At 63.4% G+C, this 17,866-nt stretch carries 12 protein-coding genes; all 12 read right to left on the minus strand.

Annotation, left to right across the window (positions count from 1 at the left end; translation table 11 throughout):
- Positions 1-46: 46 nt before the first annotated feature.
- The 12 genes from AACH73_RS06285 to AACH73_RS06340 all read right to left on the minus strand — a co-directional run bounded on the left by AACH73_RS06285 (position 47) and on the right by AACH73_RS06340 (position 17,819).
- The gene (locus AACH73_RS06285) at positions 47-2,947 is read right to left on the minus strand and encodes a TonB-dependent receptor (RefSeq protein ID WP_338734316.1); all 2,901 of its coding nucleotides are present in this window, start codon (positions 2,945-2,947) and stop codon (positions 47-49) included.
- Between the two features lie 77 nt (positions 2,948-3,024).
- The gene (locus AACH73_RS06290; protein WP_272742101.1) at positions 3,025-4,032 is read right to left on the minus strand and encodes a LacI family DNA-binding transcriptional regulator; all 1,008 of its coding nucleotides are present in this window, start codon (positions 4,030-4,032) and stop codon (positions 3,025-3,027) included.
- 143 nt (positions 4,033-4,175) lie between these two features.
- The gene (locus AACH73_RS06295; protein WP_272742102.1) at positions 4,176-5,972 is read right to left on the minus strand and encodes a histidine kinase famiy protein; all 1,797 of its coding nucleotides are present in this window, start codon (positions 5,970-5,972) and stop codon (positions 4,176-4,178) included.
- Positions 5,973-6,109: 137 nt separating this feature from the next.
- On the minus strand, positions 6,110-7,894 hold the full coding sequence (locus AACH73_RS06300; RefSeq protein WP_338734317.1) for a hypothetical protein: 1,785 nt from the start codon (positions 7,892-7,894) through the stop codon (positions 6,110-6,112).
- Positions 7,891-9,990: a DUF4175 family protein gene (locus AACH73_RS06305; RefSeq protein ID WP_338734318.1), complete on the minus strand. Its 2,100-nt coding sequence runs from the start codon at positions 9,988-9,990 to the stop codon at positions 7,891-7,893. The genes AACH73_RS06300 and AACH73_RS06305 overlap by 4 nt, the downstream gene beginning before the upstream one ends.
- Entirely contained in the window at positions 9,987-11,120 is a 1,134-nt protein-coding gene (locus AACH73_RS06310; RefSeq protein ID WP_338734319.1) for a BatA domain-containing protein, read from the minus strand. The genes AACH73_RS06305 and AACH73_RS06310 overlap by 4 nt, the downstream gene beginning before the upstream one ends.
- The gene (locus AACH73_RS06315; protein ID WP_338734320.1) at positions 11,120-12,079 is read right to left on the minus strand and encodes a DUF58 domain-containing protein; all 960 of its coding nucleotides are present in this window, start codon (positions 12,077-12,079) and stop codon (positions 11,120-11,122) included. The genes AACH73_RS06310 and AACH73_RS06315 overlap by 1 nt, the downstream gene beginning before the upstream one ends.
- A gap of 4 nt (positions 12,080-12,083) precedes the next feature.
- On the minus strand, positions 12,084-13,067 hold the full coding sequence (locus AACH73_RS06320; protein WP_272742107.1) for a MoxR family ATPase: 984 nt from the start codon (positions 13,065-13,067) through the stop codon (positions 12,084-12,086).
- Positions 13,068-13,115: 48 nt separating this feature from the next.
- Positions 13,116-13,859 (minus strand): DUF4159 domain-containing protein, encoded by a 744-nt coding sequence (locus AACH73_RS06325; protein ID WP_272742108.1) that lies wholly within the window; start codon positions 13,857-13,859, stop codon positions 13,116-13,118.
- A gap of 75 nt (positions 13,860-13,934) precedes the next feature.
- Positions 13,935-15,269, minus strand: coding sequence for a TldD/PmbA family protein (locus tag AACH73_RS06330; RefSeq protein ID WP_272742109.1), 1,335 nt, complete (start codon positions 15,267-15,269; stop codon positions 13,935-13,937).
- Between the two features lie 24 nt (positions 15,270-15,293).
- Complete coding sequence (locus tag AACH73_RS06335) at positions 15,294-16,928, minus strand: TldD/PmbA family protein (RefSeq protein ID WP_272742110.1); 1,635 nt, start codon at positions 16,926-16,928, stop codon at positions 15,294-15,296.
- 213 nt (positions 16,929-17,141) lie between these two features.
- Positions 17,142-17,819, minus strand: a complete 678-nt coding sequence (locus AACH73_RS06340) for a peptidylprolyl isomerase (protein ID WP_338734321.1) — start codon at positions 17,817-17,819, stop codon at positions 17,142-17,144.
- Between the last annotated feature and the right edge of the window lie 47 nt (positions 17,820-17,866).

Consider the following 17,866-nt stretch of genomic DNA (forward strand, 5'->3'; position numbering starts at 1 on the left):
GCTGGGCATGGGGAGCGGCGCGACGGAAACCACCGCGCCAGAAGCGTTACCACTTATAGGTCAGGCCGACCTGGAAGGAGCGCGACGGACCGATCTGGGCATTGGGGTCCGGGATCTTTTTGGCGCCCGTACCGTTGTCATAGCCACCGGTCCATTGCGAATAGGCGCGGTTCCACGTGTCGAACAGGTTATAGACCTGCGCGTCGGCGGTGACCGTCTGACCGTTCCACAGCTTGAAGTCCTTGGAGACGCGCAGATCGACCTGCTTGAAGGTCTTGCCCGGCCAGAAGTACCCTTCCTGAATCTGAAGCGCTGGAGCGGTATCGAGCACACGGCCATAGGGCGTACCCGAAGCCAGCGTCACAATGGCCGAGACGCGGGTGTCCCACGGCCCCGACAGGATGCCCGAACCGACGAAGCGCCACTTATCGACGCCTTCCGCCTTGTGCCAGCCGGTGGCCGACGGGCTGGCATAGTCGAAGATGAACGGGTCGTTATGACCGGTCATTTCGGCGTCAGTCAGGGTCAGGGTGGTGCTGAAGCCGTATTTTGACGCCGGCGTCCACGGCTTCTCGGCGGTGAGATACAGGGCCTTGTAACGCGCCTGACGCTCATTGGTCGAGATAATCAGGCTGCCATAGCCCGGCAGGCCATTACCCCACGGCTGGCAGGCATATTGCGGGCCGTACTGACACCAGCTGCCGTCCGGCAGACGGTTACCAAGCACCCAGTTAAACAGGTTCTGATACTTGATGTAGGACAAGGTGGCCGAGGTCGAAATCTCGCCGAAACGCTTGCGGACACCCAGATTGAACTGATCCGAATAGGGCACCTTGGCGTCGTTGTTCAGCGCGAACACTTCGCCCTTCAGGCCCAAAGACTTGGCGAGCGCCACCAGAGCCGTCGGATTGCCGAAATAACTGGCATTCCAGTTCGCTGTGTTAGCCTGCCCGGCAACCTGCGGGAAATAGATGGTGGCCACGTGTATCTGGGCACGACGGGTTTCCAGTTGCGCCGTATCGTAGATAGTCCGGTCATAATAGCGACCATAGCCGCCGAAAATGACCAGATCACGGTCAGCATTTACATCATAGGCAAAGCCGATACGCGGTTGGATAGCGCCCTTGAAGCCCTTGCGGTTCGACCCCGTTGAAATGAAGTCATTAGGGTTGAACGCCTTGTTGAAGCCCGCCGTGTTGCGCATGACCGTCGCAATATCGGCAGGCGTCGTATATTCGTTATTGAGCATGTTGGACTCGTAGTCCCAACGCACGCCCAGATTGAAGGTCCAGTGATCGTCGAAGGTCCAGTCGTCCTGAATATAGGCCCCAAACTGCATATTGTTAGACGTGATCCGCGGATCACCATCGGCGATTTTCACGGCTACGGGCGTATTGGTTCCGCCATAAACGTGTGTCGCCGCATCATAAAAATACTCAGGGCTCCGACTGCGATCGTTTTCTTCAGCCGTGTACTTATAGTTCGCCAGCTTGAAGCCACCCTTGATCACGTGTGTGCCGTACCATTCGATACCGGTCAGAGTCAGGTCATTGCGCAGGGTAACGCTTTCCTGTGCCTTGACCTGTGAATAGGGCGTACCGCCGAAGAAGGCGAGTTGGTTATTGATATTTTGCCCATTGATCAGCGTGATAGCCGGGTTGGTGGACAGCGGTGCCTGACGCCATTGCGCATCCTGATAATTCAGTTGCATGTCATTGAGCAGATTGCCCGCCCGGTGACGCCATTTGACACCAACGGCCTTGATTTCCTGATTGAGTGTTGAACCGCGCTCATAGGCCGTCAGACCGCCGAAGTTGCGAACATCGTCTTCCTTACGGTTGGTGACCGTCAGATCAACCGTATTGTTGTCATCGGCAAACCAGGTCAGCTTACCGAACACCATATCCTGCTGGAAGTTCTTGGCATAGCTGCCGTTATAGGCATTAGACAGAGCCGTAACGAGGGTCGGGTTCAGGGTATTCAAGCTGCCATTGTTGCGCATATCCACCGAATCCGACGGGCGCGCGTCCTTGCGGCCTTCGTAGGACATGTAGAAGTGCAGCTTGTTCTTGATGATCGGGCCGCCGATGTCGAAGCCGTATTCCTTGTTTTCGAAATCCTGTTTGGGGCCGGTGTCATAATAGTTCTGACCGATCATGCTCTTGGTCTGGAGCGTGCCGAACACCGTGCCGTGGAATTCGGTGCCGCCGGTCTTGGTGACGGCGGTGATGATGGCGGAACCCGCCTGTTCATATTCCGCCTTGAAGTTCTGGGTCGAAACCTTGAACTCCTGCACGGCCAGTTGCGGGAACGGGTTGCCGCGCGAGGCGTCCTGACCCGTCACTCCGCCTTGCAGCACCTGATTCTTCTGGCTCATACCGTCGATGAAGACGTTGACCTGGTTGGCGTTGACCGCACCGGCCTGAAAGGTTTTGCGCTCCGGGTCGGTGGACACCGCAACGCCGGGGGCCAGAGCCGCGAAGTTGAGGAAGTTGCGACCGTTTTGCGGCAGGTTTTCGATCTGGGCGCGCGAAATGGAGGTGGAGACTTCCGACTGACGCGGATTGTTGCGGCGCGAGGCAACGACGGTGACTTCCTGCACCGGCGCTTCAGCAGCGGCGAGGTCGGCATCGACTTCGATCGTCTGACCGACGGGCAGCACGGCCTGTTCGGTGCGCGTCGTGCCGTCCGGCGCGCGGAAGGTCACAGTATAGGTGCCCGGACGCAGACCAACGATCACATAGCGGCCATCGGCACGCACCGTAGCGGTCGCCTTGGCACCCGTATTGGCATCGGTCGCGGTGACCACCGTCCCCGCCGGAGCCGCCGAGACGCGGCCCTGAAGCGTGGCATCGGATTCCGCGGCAAAGACCGGGGCCGCCATCACGAGGGCGGCCGCCAGAGCGACGCCCGAAACCCCGAGGCTCAGACCTCGTGCACGAGACATATGAAGCATATCCTGTTCTCCCAAAGGACTGTTTTATTTGTATAAAACGCGATACTTACAGCGTTTGCAGAAACGCTTTAACGGCGGCGGCTGGACGCTCGCACCACCAGTTCAGGCCGCACGATCAGGCTGGCGGCCGAGGTCGAGGCCTCGGCAGAGCCCCGTTCGATCAGCACGGACAAAAGTTCGAGGCTGCGCCGCCCTATATCGAAGACGCCGGCGCGCAGGGTGGAGATGGGCGGCGAGGCGTAGCGCGTCACCGGAATGTCGTCGAAACCGATGATGGCGATGTCGTCCGGAATCGACACGCCCGCCTCACGCAGGCCCAGGGTCGCCCCCAGCGCCATCATGTCATTGGCGGCAAACAGGCCGTCGGGCATCTGTTCCTGCGCCAGAAGGGTCTGCACGGCCGCATAACCCGCCGCGTCGGTGAAGTCGCCAGGCAGCACTTGCGGCGACAGATCGGCCTCTTTCAGCCCATCGAGATAGCCGCGCAGACGGTCCTGCGCCTCCAGATTGCTCTCAGGGCCCGCAATGTGCGCGATGCGGCGGCAGCTCTGTTCACGCAGGTGGCGCACGGCCTCCAGCGCGCCGGAATAGTTGTCAACGACAAGGCTCGGCAGGTCGGCCTGACCGCCCACCCCGCCCATCATGACCAGCGGCAGGTTGAACGGCAGCTTGCCGGACAGGTCGTCGGCATCGGCATAGGGGGCCATGACCAGCAGGCCATCGACGCGACCGGCCATGGCGCGCGCCGCCTTGACGGCCTCCTTTACGTCGCCGTGCGACCCGGACACCAGAATATGCAGACCGCTGGCGCGTGCGGCAACGTCAATACCGCGAATGATCTCCGAGAAGAACTCGCCATAAATATCGGGCAGGATGACGCCGATGGTATTGGTGCGGCTCATGGCCAGAGCCCGCGCCGCGCCATGCGGCACGTATTTCAGCTTGCCGGCAGCCTCCAGTACGCGCTCACGCACCTCTTCGGTGACGTTGTCGAGGCCGTTGATGGCGCGCGATGCCGACGCGATGGACACCCCCGCCGCCTTGGCCACGTCATTGAGCGTTACGCCTGCTGCCATAAGAACCGAAACCCTGTTGCCTGTTATGTAAGCGCTTACATCGCCGTTTTGCGTTCTGTAAGCGCTTACAACAGCGCTGTCAATTCATCATGTAAGCGCTTACAGACAATGCGACATTCGGGCCACACTCCGAAAAGAGCCGGTCAGGCTCCGTGATCATCCTTGCGGTTCAGCACACCGCGCACCCGCGTGGACAGTTCGTCGGGCATGTAGGGTTTGTAGATGGTTTCAAACTCACGCGCATTGGTGTGGCCGTGCACATCGTCGGCAAAGCCCGTGGTAATCAGGATCGGCAGGTCGGAAAACAGTTGCCGCGCCTCCTTGGCGAGGGCGACGCCGTTCATCTTGCCCGGCATGACAATGTCGGTGAACAGAAGGTCCACCCCGTCCGGCCCTTTGAGATAGTCGAGCGCCGCCGAAGCGTTTTCACGCGCCACGACCTCATAGCCATCGGCCTCCAGTATCGCACAGGCCAGTTCGCGCACCTCGCGATTGTCTTCAACCAGCAGGACTCGCTCGCCCTTACCCCGCGTCTGAGAGGTGCGTTCAGGCGCCGGGGCCTTGTCGTCGGCCCCCTGTACCATAGGGAAATAGAGGTGGACCGTCGTGCCCTGACCCGGCGTGCTCTCGACCTCAAAACCGCCGTCGGATTGTTTGACGAAACCATAGACCTGGGCCAGCCCCAGCCCCGTCCCCTTGCCCACCTCCTTGGTGGTAAAAAAGGGCTCGGTGATGCGGCTCAGCACTTCCGGCGGCATCCCTTCGCCGGTGTCACTGACCGACAGTTCGACCTGTTCGCCCTCCGGCCCGCTGCGGTTGGCGGTGCGAATCGTCACCCGCCCGCCTTCCGGCATGGCGTCGCGCGCATTGGCGAGAATATTGATCAGCGCCATTTCAAGCTGCACGGTGTCGATGCGGGCATTGGCCAGATCAGGGTCGAGATCAAGCTCTATCTCGATAAAGCTGCCCAGGGTGCGCGACAAAAGGTCGTTGAGGTCAGACACCACGCGGTTGAGATTGACGATGCGCGCCTCCAGCGGTTGCTTGCGCGAAAAGGCCAGCAATTGCTGCGTCAGGACGCGCGCCTTCTGAGCCGCCTGCATCACCGCCTCGTGGTAGCGATTGAGCTTGTCCGGCTGCTCGGTAACGGTGCGCGCCATCTGAAGATTGCCGATGATCACCTGGAGCAGGTTGTTGAAATCGTGGGCAATACCGCCGGTGAGCTGACCGATGGCCTCCATCTTCTGCGCCCGGCGCAGCGCCATCTCGGCCTCCCGCCGCCGCGTGACATCCAACTGCGAGCCGAAGAAATAGAGCAGCTTGCCGTCGCGGTCGAAGATCGGACTGACAAAGAGGGCGTTCCAGAAGGCCGTGCCGTCTTTGCGGAAGTTCTGGATTTCCACCGCAATATCGGTGCGGTCGCGGATGGCACGGCTGAGGTTGGCGATCATTTGGGGATCGGTCCCCTCGCCCTGCAGGAAGCGACAGTTGCGCCCCAGGACCTCTTCCATCTGATAGCCCGTGGTGTTGAGGAAGGCCTGATTGGCAAAGACAATGGGGTTGTCGGGCCGGTTGGGATCGGTGACGATCATCGGCATCCGCGTCATTTCGATCGCGGCAAAAAACAGGTCGTGACGGTCGTTCGACTCCACAACGCCGTGGCGCGCCGCCAGACGTTCCGGCGAGTCCGAAATGCCGCCTGAGGTGTCGCGCACATCGGTGCGGACCAGCTTTTGCAAGACATAGGTCTGCGCGTTTTCAAGGCTTTGCAGGGCCATGTCGGTGATGCGAAGGCTTTGCAGGTCGTCCTTATGCCGCATCTGCATCAGTTGCACGCTGCCCTTGGCGGCACCGAACATATTGTTCAGATCGTGCAGGGTCTGCCGGTCATCGGCTGACGGGGTAGAGGCTTGTGTCTTGGGTGTTTGATCGTCCGACATATATCCATCCGCCGGAGGTTCAACTGTCCGGGCGCACTACTCACATTGAGCCTTGGTTCTGCCGCTATGGAGATAAGGATAAAATATGAGTCGATGGCTCTGATATGCAGATCAGGGCTGCGGACCGCTTTTACGTGTCAGCTTTTTGTTGGTCGCGCCTTTTTTCCGAAAAGGGATACTCCCTTTATCGGATTGCGCTCCACCCACCACAGGACCGCGCTGACCAGCAACCAGCCGAGGAACCACGGCCCGGCGGTGCCGCGACGGCCCTCTCCCTTTGTCTCTGTCGGTCGCGCGTCATCAGCCACCAGAGCCTGAGTGGATTCGCGCGCCTCCAGCGCCTGTACGCCCGGCAAGGCCTTGTCCGACAGGACGTAAAAAGGCACGGCCTGCACCGTATCCGAGGTCGTCACGCGCAGCACATGCCAGCCGGCCTGCGCAGGCCACACGGCCGCGCAACGCGCCTCCCCCGTGGCCGTATCTACGACGGGGTGGCTGACACCGCCCTGCGGGTCGAGCACCTCGGCCGCACCGCTCAGGCCGCACAGGCTGACGCGCTGATGCACTCGGCCTGCGGTGACGGTCGGCAGGGCGGCATTTGAACGGCGAACCAGAGTTGAAAAGAGGCCACTCCACAGGGCCTGATGCCGACCGGCCTCACCGCTGAGGGTCAGGGCGAAACTGTCAGTTACGCTCCACAGGCCCACCCGCCCACGCCCTTCGGCCCGCCACAGGCCCAGAGGCTGCCCGCTGCTGTCCACGGCCAGAGGCACCGCATCGGCGCTGTCGAGGCGCAGGTTGAGTCGCGTCACGGTGGGAGCCTTGTCCTTGCTGCCCGCCGCTACAGGCAGGGAGACCGTCACCGGATCACCGGTGCCGCTGAGCCGCAGGCCAAGCGCGGCCCACTGGGCGCTCGTCGCTTCCGACGGCAGGGCTGTGGGCCGCAGCAACAGGCCCATACCGCCGCGCACAGCGCTGACCACGGCGGCGCGGCCACTGTCGCCCAAACCTTCCCAGCCACGTTCATCTATGACCAGCAGGTCGGCCTGGCTCAGCGTGGCGGCCGTCAGGGGCTGCGGCGCATCGCCCGCCGCTACACCGCCGCCCAGAGCGAATTGCGCCTGCATGTCGATACCGGCATCGGCGGCCCAGCGGCGCAGATATTTGATCTCCGGCCCCGGCGCGCCGCCAATCACCCGCACCCGCGCCGTCAGCGCCTCATCGACCCACACCGGCGCTTCGGCGGTTTCCACCACGGCTTTTGTGAAATCGCGCACCCGCACAGTGAAAGACACCGGCCCTGCCGCCTTGGCCGTGCCCGCGAGGACGGCCAGACCGCTGGCATCCGGTGTCTGGGTATCGACCACCGCGCCCGCCGGATCGAGCAGCTCGACCATGCCCCCCTTCACCCCATTGACCGTCACGCCGATCTGAAACGCGCCACCGGGGGCCACCCGCTCCGGCGTATCGAGCCGCACCACGCCGCGCGGCAGGGCTGACGGCACAAAACGCAGGGCTCGCCCTTCGACCGCCGCGCGGTCGCGTGGCGTCAGGCCGTCGCCCACCACGGTCAGACGCGTCGCTTCGGGGTGGAGACGCAACGCCGTGGCCAGATCGGGCACGCGCTCAGCCCCCGGCACATTGGCTTCCGGCAGGGCGACGACGCGGTCGCCCGCCTGCGCATCGACCGCCTGCGCCCCGCGCGTGGCAACGATCAGCGTGCCGGGGGCGGCGGCCAGACGCGGCGGGAACAGGATCAGATACAGCAACAGCGCCGACACCGGCGTCAGGGCCAGAAGGATCACAAGCCGCGGCAGGGAGCGTTCGGCCGCCTCGGCCTTTCGCCACCACAGACCCAGCCGTGCCGTGGATAAAACCACGGCGGCCAGAAGCATAAGAGCCACGATCACAGACGGGGTCATCTCGGTCGCTCCAGGGCATCCAGATACCGGCCACCGGACGCCGTCACCGCCGGGCGGCGCACGACACCCGCAGGCGGGCGGGTCAGGACGCGCCATAACTGCCCCCGCAGCGTCTGACGGCACGAGGTACAGCCGGGATCGGCGCGCACCGCCTCGACCGCCGCCAGCAGCGACAGCGGGTCGCTAACCCGGCCTTCATTGGCGCGCAGCCAGCCATCGAGCGCCGCCAGTGGCAGATTGGCCTTCGCTCCCGATGTCTCGGCCAGTGCCGTCCACAGGGCCACGACGGGGGCATCCGGTGACGGGGCCGCCGTCACCGCCAAGGGCACGGGCGCAATGCCCTCACGCTTGCCCGTCATGCGGCGGTTGTTGTCGATTGGCGGCAGTTCCGGCCCGACGCGCGACAGGAAGATGCGCGTCGCCTGCTGCACCTCCTTGATATAGCCCAACGCCTTGTAGGCGTGCGGCAGCGCGGTTTGCGGGTTCCCCTGTCGCAAATGCAGTTCCGACTGCCACATCTCATCCAGCGCCTTTTTCAGCGTGGCGCGCGTTTCCGGATCGAGCAGGGTCGCCGCTTCGGGCTCGTCGTGCGTATGGCCATACTCCGCGGTGACGTTGCCGCCGTCACCAAACACCGGTGCGGCATTGCCCTTTGACTCGCCATGATCATGACCGTCCCCGGCGCTGTGCTCATCGCCGTGCGCCCCCTCCTGACCCGGCGGGGCTTCGCGTTCGCCCTCGGCCTCTTCGCCCAGAAACTGCCCATAACGCAGGCGCAGCAGGCGCTGATCGACGCCAATGGCGTCCGAACGGCTGAGGAAGGTATCGGGTTTCAGGCGCGACTTCTCCTTCAGCAGGGCTTCGATGTCGATAATGATCTGCCTCTGGCTGCGGAAATAGGCCGGCAGGGTTTTACGCGCCAGCGCCTCCAGCCCCGTGCTTTCGGCCCCCAGATCGGACGGCCAGCGCAGGATCAGGCTGGGCGAGCGCACCTCCTGCGGTGCGGGGGTGCGATTGTCATGCACGGTCAACTGCACGATCAGGTCATCGCCCACGGCGAAGCCCAGTGATTTGAGGTCGAGCCGCGTCGCAAAGCGCTTATCGGTCGCGCCGCCAGTGCCGCTCAAGGTCATCGTCCGCTCGCGGAAGGTGATGTTTTCGCCCTGCCCCTGCGCCTGAATGATGCGCAGTTCGGCGGTGGGCGCGACGCCGTAATCGTCACTGGCGGCAAAGACCAGCGGCCACTGGGTCTGACCCGGCGTAACGAGGGTCAGGGCGCGGTCGGGAAGGACGGCCTCGACCTTTGGCGGCGCATCCGGGGTGACTTCCAGCCGATGCAGCGGTTGCGCCGGCAGGCCGTCGGCGGCTAGGCGATAGAGGCGCGAGCGGTCGGCGCTCAGGGTAGCGGTCCATCCGTTGCCGTCGCGGCGCAGGGCCACGCTCTGACCATCATGGAAGACCAGCCGCACGTTGGTGGCGTCCGGCGCAAAACGCAGCCGCCAAGTCAGCCGGGTGTTTTGCGGCACTTTGAGATCGAGGGTCGTTTCGCGGTGTGCCGCCTGCCGCGCATAGGCGGGCGGAGTGACAGCGACCTCGGTGGAGATCAGTTTGGGCGCGCCAATGGCCGTCATACCGGAACCAGCGGCGGTCGAGTGCGGATGCGGCCACCAGATAAACGCCGCCGTCAGCACCGCTATCCCCAACCCCGCCGCAAGTGCCAAGCCAACCGGCTTCCAGCGCCACGGGGGTGTCAGCACCGCCGGAGACGGCAGGCGCTCGATCAGGCGTTGCCGTTGCAGGATCTGCAAGGGGTTGAGGTTTTCGGCGCGCGCAAACAACAGATCGGCACTGTCTTCCATCTCGGCACGGTGAGCATTGAGCGCCGCAATCACCCAGGCGCGGTCAAAGCGCCGCAATCGCCACAAAGCCAGCCCGAAGGCCACGAACAGGCCGAGGCACAGGGCCATCAAAAGCCCCGCCTTTGCGCCCACGGCCCAACCCGCAAAGGCCATAGCGACGATCAGCGGCAGGGCCGTCAGCCCGTCGTTCAACAGGCTGCGCAAACGCGCCGGGCCGGTAAAGCGCTGAGGCGTCATGGCGCGGCCCTCCGGCGGGCGGCAGTGGCCAGCAGGCGCTCAACCCCGAACAAGACCGCCACCAGCAGGGCCAGCCACGGCGTCAGGTCCTCAGACGGGCGGGTGAAAATAGAGCGCCCCACGACCGGGATCAAATCGCGCGCCTCGACACGCGCCGGTGATGGGTTCGGACTGAGAACGGCAGCCAGTTGATCCGGAAAGGTCGGCTCCAGCAATTCCGTAAAAACCGCCGGACCGAGGGGCCGCGTCAGGCGCAGCCACTGCCCCCGCCCCTCGCCCTGGGCCTCCATCAAAGGTGCGCCGGTGGCATCGCGCCACACGACGCGGCGCTGCGGTGACGCAGGCCAGACCGTCTGCGCCCCCACGAGGACCGTTCCGCCGGATTTCACGCGCTCCCTGACGGCAGACGGGACGTTACCGCTGCCCAGCCACACCAAAACCCGATCCTTTGGCGGCAGGGCGGCATCCGCCCCGGCGGCTTCGAACGGCGTCTGCCAGGCGGCGGAGACAGCGCGGAACCACCGCACATCGGCGGCGCGGTCCGGCGCATAGCGCAGGCTGAGAACGGGCAGTTTCGTCGTCATGGACTGAGCGGCGGGCATGGCCCCGGCCACGATGCGCCAATCGACCGTGCGGCTGAGGATCGGGCGCTCAGCATCCACCCCTTGAAGGGTTTGCGGCACCACGACGGTCAGCTTTACCCCTTGCGGCAATTGCGCATCGAGCTGCCGCAGACGACTGCTCACCTCGCCCACTGCTCCCGGCGTGTCGCTTAAGCGTGGAAAACCCGCCGTCAGCCAATGCGCCTCGGCGTCTTCCCTTGCCGCCTGCTGCGCCGCCTTTGGATCAGCCCCCGGCACCACAGCCACATAGGGTTTGTCGCTGAGCGGTGCGGTCAGAACGGGCCGCGCCAGCAGCAGGCCCAGCACGGCGATCAGCAACAGCCGCACCCACAGCAGCGGCCATTCGCTGAACCGGATACGCTGGCGCGGTTTGGGGCGCGGATCGAGCCAGCGCAGGGCGGCGAAGACCACCGGACGCAGCTCGTCGCGCCGCATCAGGTGGATGACCAGCGGCACGACCACGGCCAGCAGGGCCGCCAGACCTAACGGGAACAGGAGGGCGGGCATCAGGCCGTCTCCTTTCCTGATGGCTTTTGGCCAAAGAGTCGCCACAGCGGCGCATCCACCGGCTCATCCAGCCAGTAGGGCGTGTGCCGCACCCCCGCCGCGAACAGCCGCGCCTCAAAGGCCTGACGGGCGGCGGCAAAGCGCTTGAGGAAATCAGTGCGCAGGGCCTTGCCGTCACCCAGCACCTCGGCCCCGCCTTCGGGATCATCGAAACGATAGCCGCCCTGAAACGGAAAATCGCGCTCCTCGGCCGTCAGGGTCTGCACCATCAGCACGTCGCGCCCGGCCGCCGACAGGCGCGTCATCAGCTCAGTGCAGGCCTCATCAAAGCCGTCGCTGAACACCATGACCATGTCCTGCGCGCGGATGCGACCCCACACCGGCGACAACTGCGCCAGTGACGGAAACCCGCCCTCGGTCTTCAATTTGAACAACTCCAGCCGCAGACGGTCGCGCGCCTTAAGCCCCGCCGCGGCCTCGACCACCGCCACGCCGCGATCGCTGAGGGTGATCAGGCCGAAGGCGTCCCCCTGACGCAGGGCCAGTTCGCCGACGCAGGCCGCCATGGCCTTGGCGGCCTCAAGGCGGCTCCAACCGGGCTTGAGGGCTTTTTGAGTGGTCGCATTTCCGGGCGAAAAACCGGTACCTACTTTTTCTGGAAATGCTCCGTCGGATTGCCCCATCGAGGCCGACAGGTCGAGCACGGTCCACACCCGCAGCGGGCTTTCACGCTCGGATTCACGCACGAAAAACTTGTCCGAGCGCGCATAGAGCTTCCAGTCGATCTGACGCAGTTCGTCGCCCGGCTCATAGGCACGGTACTGCGCAAACTCCAGCCCTGCGCCGCGTGAACGCGACGCGTGCAGCCCGATCCCCGACGCCCCGGACGCGCGGCGCGCGAACAGGCGCAGGCCTTTCAGCCTGTGGCGCACCTCAGGAGGGATCGGGTCGTACACCATGCGTTCAGAGCTTTACGGCGCTCAGAATAGCGGCCACGACCGTATCGGGGGCCACGCCCTCGGCCTCAGCGGCAAACGACATCAGCAGGCGGTGGCGCATGACGGGGGCCGCCAGCGCCATCACGTCGTCGCGCGTCGCCGCCAGTCGCCCCTGCAACAGGGCGCGCGCCTTGGCCGCCAGCACCAGAGATTGCCCGGCGCGCGGCCCCGCCCCCCATTTGATATAGGTGTTGACGGCCTGCGGGGCGGCCTCACCCGGCCGCGTGGCGCGCACCAGCCGCGTGATCCAGCGCAGCAGGTCTTCGCCCACATGCACATCACGCACCAGCTTTTGCAGCACCAGCACGTCCTCGGCCCCCATCACCTTGGGCACGGCCCCGCCGCCCGCACCCGTCGTCTGGCGCAGGATATCGTGTTCTTCGGATTCCGTGGGGTAATCGACGCGGATATGCAGTAGAAAGCGGTCGAGTTGCGCTTCGGGCAGCGGATAGGTCCCGGCCTGCTCCAGCGGGTTCTGCGTCGCCAGCACGAAAAAGGGCGACGGCAGGGTGTGCGTCACCCCGGCGTAGGACACGGTGCGCTCCTGCATGGCCTCCAGCAGGGCGGCCTGCGTCTTGGGCGGCGTGCGGTTCAGTTCGTCGGCCAGCAGCAGGTGGGTAAAGACCGGCCCCGGCTGGAAACGGAAATGGCGGTGGCCGGTCCCGTGATCCTCTTCCAGAAGCTCGGTCCCCAGAATATCGCTGGGCATCAGGTCGGGAGTGAACTGCACGCGGCGGAATTGCAGCTCCAGCGCCTGCCCTAGGGAGCGCACCAGCAGCGTCTTGCCCAGCCCCGGCACACCTTCCAGCAGGCAATGCCCGCCGGCCAGAAGCCCGATCAGCAGCTGCTCGACCACATCGGCCTGACCGACAATGGCCTGAGCGATGGCCTGACGCAGGTGGCCGAGGCGGGCCAGCCTTTCCCTGATCTCGGTTTCACTGATCGACATATCATAATCCCCATAATCCGGCCCCGGAGGCGAAGGCCGTCTGATGTCTCAACTCGACAAAGCGTAGATGACAATATTGACGCCGAATTTGGTATTGTCTTCGGCCAGAAAGCGCTTGTTGCGCCAGTCGTAATCCCACTCGCAGCCATAGTCCTTGTTGGAATAGAGGACGCCCAGACGGCCATTGATCTCTATGCCCTTCAGATAGTCGTGAACCAGATCGTCGCCCCAGCCGTTCAACTCAAACGAGGTATTGGGTGGGCCGTCGAACTGGAAAAAGCTCTTATAAATGGCGTGCGTATTGGGTAGTTTTTTCAGCGCCTGTGGACCGAAGATCGTCGCCATCTGCCGCTCGAACGACTTGGCGAACAGGCCGTCAATGTCGTGATTGCAGTCATCGACAAAGACAAACCCGCCATTTCTGACATAGGTCTCGAAATTGCGCCGCTCTGCCGGGCTGAAATCGACCAGCTTGTGCCCGGCCATGTAGCAGAAGGGTGCGCTGAGCATCTTCGGATCGGACAGGTCGATCACGTGCTCCTTCGGATCAACGCGCAGGGTCGTGTAGTCGATCAGGGAGGTGATCAGATTGGCCGGCATCCGCTGATCGACGTCCCAGTCACCGGAGGCGTATTTCAGGCGCGTGAACCAGAAATCATAGCTGGCCGCCCGCGCCGGACGTACCAGCGCCGCCGCCAGCCCCCCGGCAAGCAGAGACAGAAACGCTGCACGATTCAGCCCCCTCTCCCTTGAGGGAGAGGGCTGGGGTGAGGGGGGAGTCACAGACGGCATACCGAGTCTTTTGACCTCCCCCTCACCCGGCGCGTTGCGCCACCCTCTCCCTCAAGGGAGAGGGGATGTTTGCAACTACACCGCATCCGACAAGGACGTGAAGGTAAAGTCACGCAGCTTCATCGGCGGGATCATCATCACGAACGGCGATTCATCGTCGCCGACACGTACCGGCTTGCCCAGCTCTTCGATATTGTTGAGCATTATGACCGGCGACTCGTTAAAGCGGAAGTTCTTGATCGGATACTTGATCTGGCCGTTTTCGATATAGAAGGTGCCGTCGCGCGTCAGACCCGTCAGCAGCACGGTTTGCGGATCGACCATGCGGATATACCAGGTGCGGGTGACCAAAATCCCTTTTTGCGTCGAACGCACGAGGTCCATGGTCGATTTCGAGCCACCTTCCATGATCAGGTTGCCGGGCGAGGCGTCGGCGGTCTTGCCCTGCTTTTGCGCCCAGTAGCGGGAATATTGCAGGCTGGCCACCTTGCCCTTTTCGATGATGGGCAGACGCTTGCGCGGCAGACCTTCGCCGTCCCACGGCAGTACGGCGGCGTCCGGGTGCGACGGGTCGGCATAGACGGTGACGCGCGGGTCATAGACCTGTTCCCCCAGCTTGTTGCCGCCGCCCTTTTTCGACAGGAAGCTGCGGCCTTCGTCGGCCGAGCGCGCGTCAAAATAGTTCATCATGAACGAGATCAGGCCCGCCGAGGCCGCCGGTTCCAGAATGACCGTATATTTGCCGGGCTCCAGCGCCTTGGCGTCGGCGGAGTCGGCGGCCTTCTTCATGGCGATCTGGATTTCTGTGTCCGGCTTGAAGTCGGCGACGTTCTGAAGGTTGCGCGCCACCCAGCCCGAACCGCGACCATCTTCGGTGCGCACCGTGCAGGTATAGTCCACCGAGGTGGCCTTCTGATACCCGAAATTACCGTTGGAATTGGCAAAGGCCGAGAAGCCCTGACCGTCCGACAGGAAGCCCGCAGCGATCAGCTTGGCCTGCTTGCACGGGGTGATCGACTTGGCGGCCACTTCGGCGCGCTGCGCCGGCGTGATGGCGGCGGTCGCTTCGCTGAAGGTGTTGGTCGGCGTGTAGGTCTGCTTGCCTACGGCCGGCATGAATTCCGGGTTTTCCGGCGCCAGTTTGGCCAGATCCTCGGCCCGGCGCACCACCCGCTCCAGAGAGGCGTCGTCAAAGGCGTTGATGGTGGCGATGCCGACGCGCTTGCCGAAGGCCACCTGAACCCCCAGCTCGGTATTGGTCACGACGCCGCTGGTCGAGACATTGTTCAGCGCAAAGCGGATATTGCCGTTGATGGCCCCCGACAGGGTGGCGGTGCATTCGTCGGCCTTCGACAGCTTGATGACCTTGTCGAGAATGGCCTTGGCTTCGGCTTCGGTAAGGATGCCCATATCTGTAATCTCCCAATCGGCCGATTAACCGAGCGAACGCGCGGTGTTAATGACGTTGATGCCGTTGAAACGGCTGGTGGAGGAACCGTGCGACACCGCCGACACCTGACCCGGCTGCCCCTTGCCATCGAAGAAGGAGCCGCCCAGACGATAGTCGCTTTCGTCGCAGACCGCTGAACAGGCGTTCCAGAATTCCGGCGTGCGGATCTGATAGGCCACGTCCTCGATCATCTGGGTGATCTTGCCGTTCTTGATCTCATAGAAGAGCTGTCCGCCGAACTGCGCATTGTAGCGCTGCTGGTCGATCGAGAAGGAGCCATCGCCCACAATGTAGATGCCGTTTTCGACGCCCTTGATCATGTCGGCGACGCTGAGCTTCTTTTTGCCCGGCTCCAGCGAGATATTGGCCATACGCTGGAACTGCACCGACGACCACGAGTCGGCGTAGCAGCAGCCGTCCGATTCCGTCTTGCCCAGAATATGGGCCTGATCGCGGATGGCCTGATAATCGACCAGCTTGCCGTCGCGGATGATGTCCCACTTCTTCGTCTTGACGCCTTCGTCGTCGTAACCGACGAAGCCCAGTGAGCCGAACTGCGTCTTGTCGGCAACGATATTGACGTTTTCCGAGCCGTACTGGAACTTCGCTTCGCGCTTGTCCAGCGTGGCGAACGAAGTGCCGGCGTAATTGGCTTCGTAGCCCAGAACGCGGTCAAGCTCGGTCGGGTGCCCCACCGATTCGTGGATGGTCAGCCACAGGTGGCTGGGGTCGAGCACCAGATCGTACTTGCCCGGCTTGACCGAAGGGGCCTTCAGCTTTTCGCGCGCGTGTTTGGCGGCGGCGATGGCGTCTTCCTTCATATCATAGCTGAGGCCATAGCCGGTGACGCCCGCCGGATCGGTGAACTTGTGTTTGGCTTCGCCATCCAGATATTCATAGCCCAGACCCATCGGTGCCGACAGGCCATCGCGCGTGCGGAACTTGCCCGATTGCTTGTCAATGGCGGTGACCGTCATCGGCACCCAGATGCGGTGCACGTCCTGATCAATGTAGGAGCCGTCGGTCGAGGCAAAATACTTCTGCTCGTTGACGAGGAACATCATCGAATTGACGTAGTCGGCCCCGGCCTTCAGCGCGGCGGTATTGACGTCGATCAGGCGGTCGGCCTTTTCCTTGATCGGCACGTCCATGCTGTTTTTCTTGATCGGCGTCTTCCACGACACCTCACCAACGCCCTTGACGGGGGCCAGCTTGACCGGAACGGTCTGGATCTTGGCATTGGCCTTGGCGATGGCGACGGCCTGTTTGGCGGCCTTCGCCACGGCGTCGGTGGTCAGGTCGTTGGTCGCCGCAAAGCCCCAGGCGCCGTCGGCGATGACGCGGATACCGGCACCCAGCGACTCGGTATTGACCACGTTCTCGACGCGGTCTTCGCGCGTGATGACGAACTGACGCAGATAGCGCCCGACGCGCACGTCGCAATAGCTGGCGCCGGAGGCCGTCGCGGCGTTCAGCCCGGCATCGGCCAGAGTCTTCTTCACCTTGACGTCGATCGTCTCCTGAAGCGCTTCGGCGGCGACGGCCCGCCCGTAAAGCGACGGCACGAGCAGGGTGCCCGCCGTCAGGCCGGTCATGGCCAGAAAGTCGCGTCTGTGCACGGCGTATCTCCTTAAAAGATGTCCGGAATGAAAGGATACTCCGGAACGCCACGCATCGCGCCCGCCCCGTTACGGCTGAGACGATCACCCCGTCAAAAAAGCGTCAAGTTGCTTTTTGTTAATAAAGGCGGATTGGAGATATTTTATACAGATTTTTAGTCTTCACCCCCTTAGCGTGGAGGAAGGCTCAAGAAACGGCGAGGACGCCGCCGCCTAATTCAGCCGCTTAGCCGAGAGCACCTTCACCGGATTTTCGAGATTCTGCCCATCCCAGCCGCCCTCGATCTTCTTTTTGGTGATCTTGCCGTTGAGGATTTTCTTCACCACGTCCATGCCCGACACCACCTTGCCGAAGGCGGCATAGCCCTGATTGTCGCCTTCCGGATCACGCCCGGCGTCCATATAGGTCATGTCGCCGACGGAGATGGTGAACTGATTGCTGGCCGTGCCCACCGCATAGCGCGCCGTGGACAGCGCACCGTCGGTGTGAGACAGGCCGGTCTGCGAGGTCGGTTCGTGCGGGATCGGCTGATAGCGATGGCCCGCCGCCTCGACCTGAATGAAGCCGCCCTTGCCCGACTTCATGGCGCGCCAGAACTGGGCGTCGGTCATCTTGCCGGAATCGACATATTGCAGAAAGTTGGCGGTCGAAATGGGCGCGTGCTTACCATCGAGCTCCACCACAATATCGCCCTTGGTCGTCTGGATCAGTACGCGCACGCTGTCCGGTGGCACCGGCAGGTCACGATAGAGCGGCTTGGGCTTGGCAGGCACGGGCCTGGCAGCCTCGGCGTTTTCAGCCGGTTTCTGTTGGGAGGGAAAACAGCCTTGCAGGAGCGTCGCCCCCATTAGTGCCGCCATACCGATCATCCATTGCCGCCGCTGCGTCATACTGTGCTCCCTGTATGACGGTAAAACTATCGGAAAGCGGGCGGGCT

The organism is Asticcacaulis sp. DW145, assembly GCF_037101385.1.
Classification (GTDB): Bacteria; Pseudomonadota; Alphaproteobacteria; order Caulobacterales; family Caulobacteraceae; genus Asticcacaulis; species Asticcacaulis currens.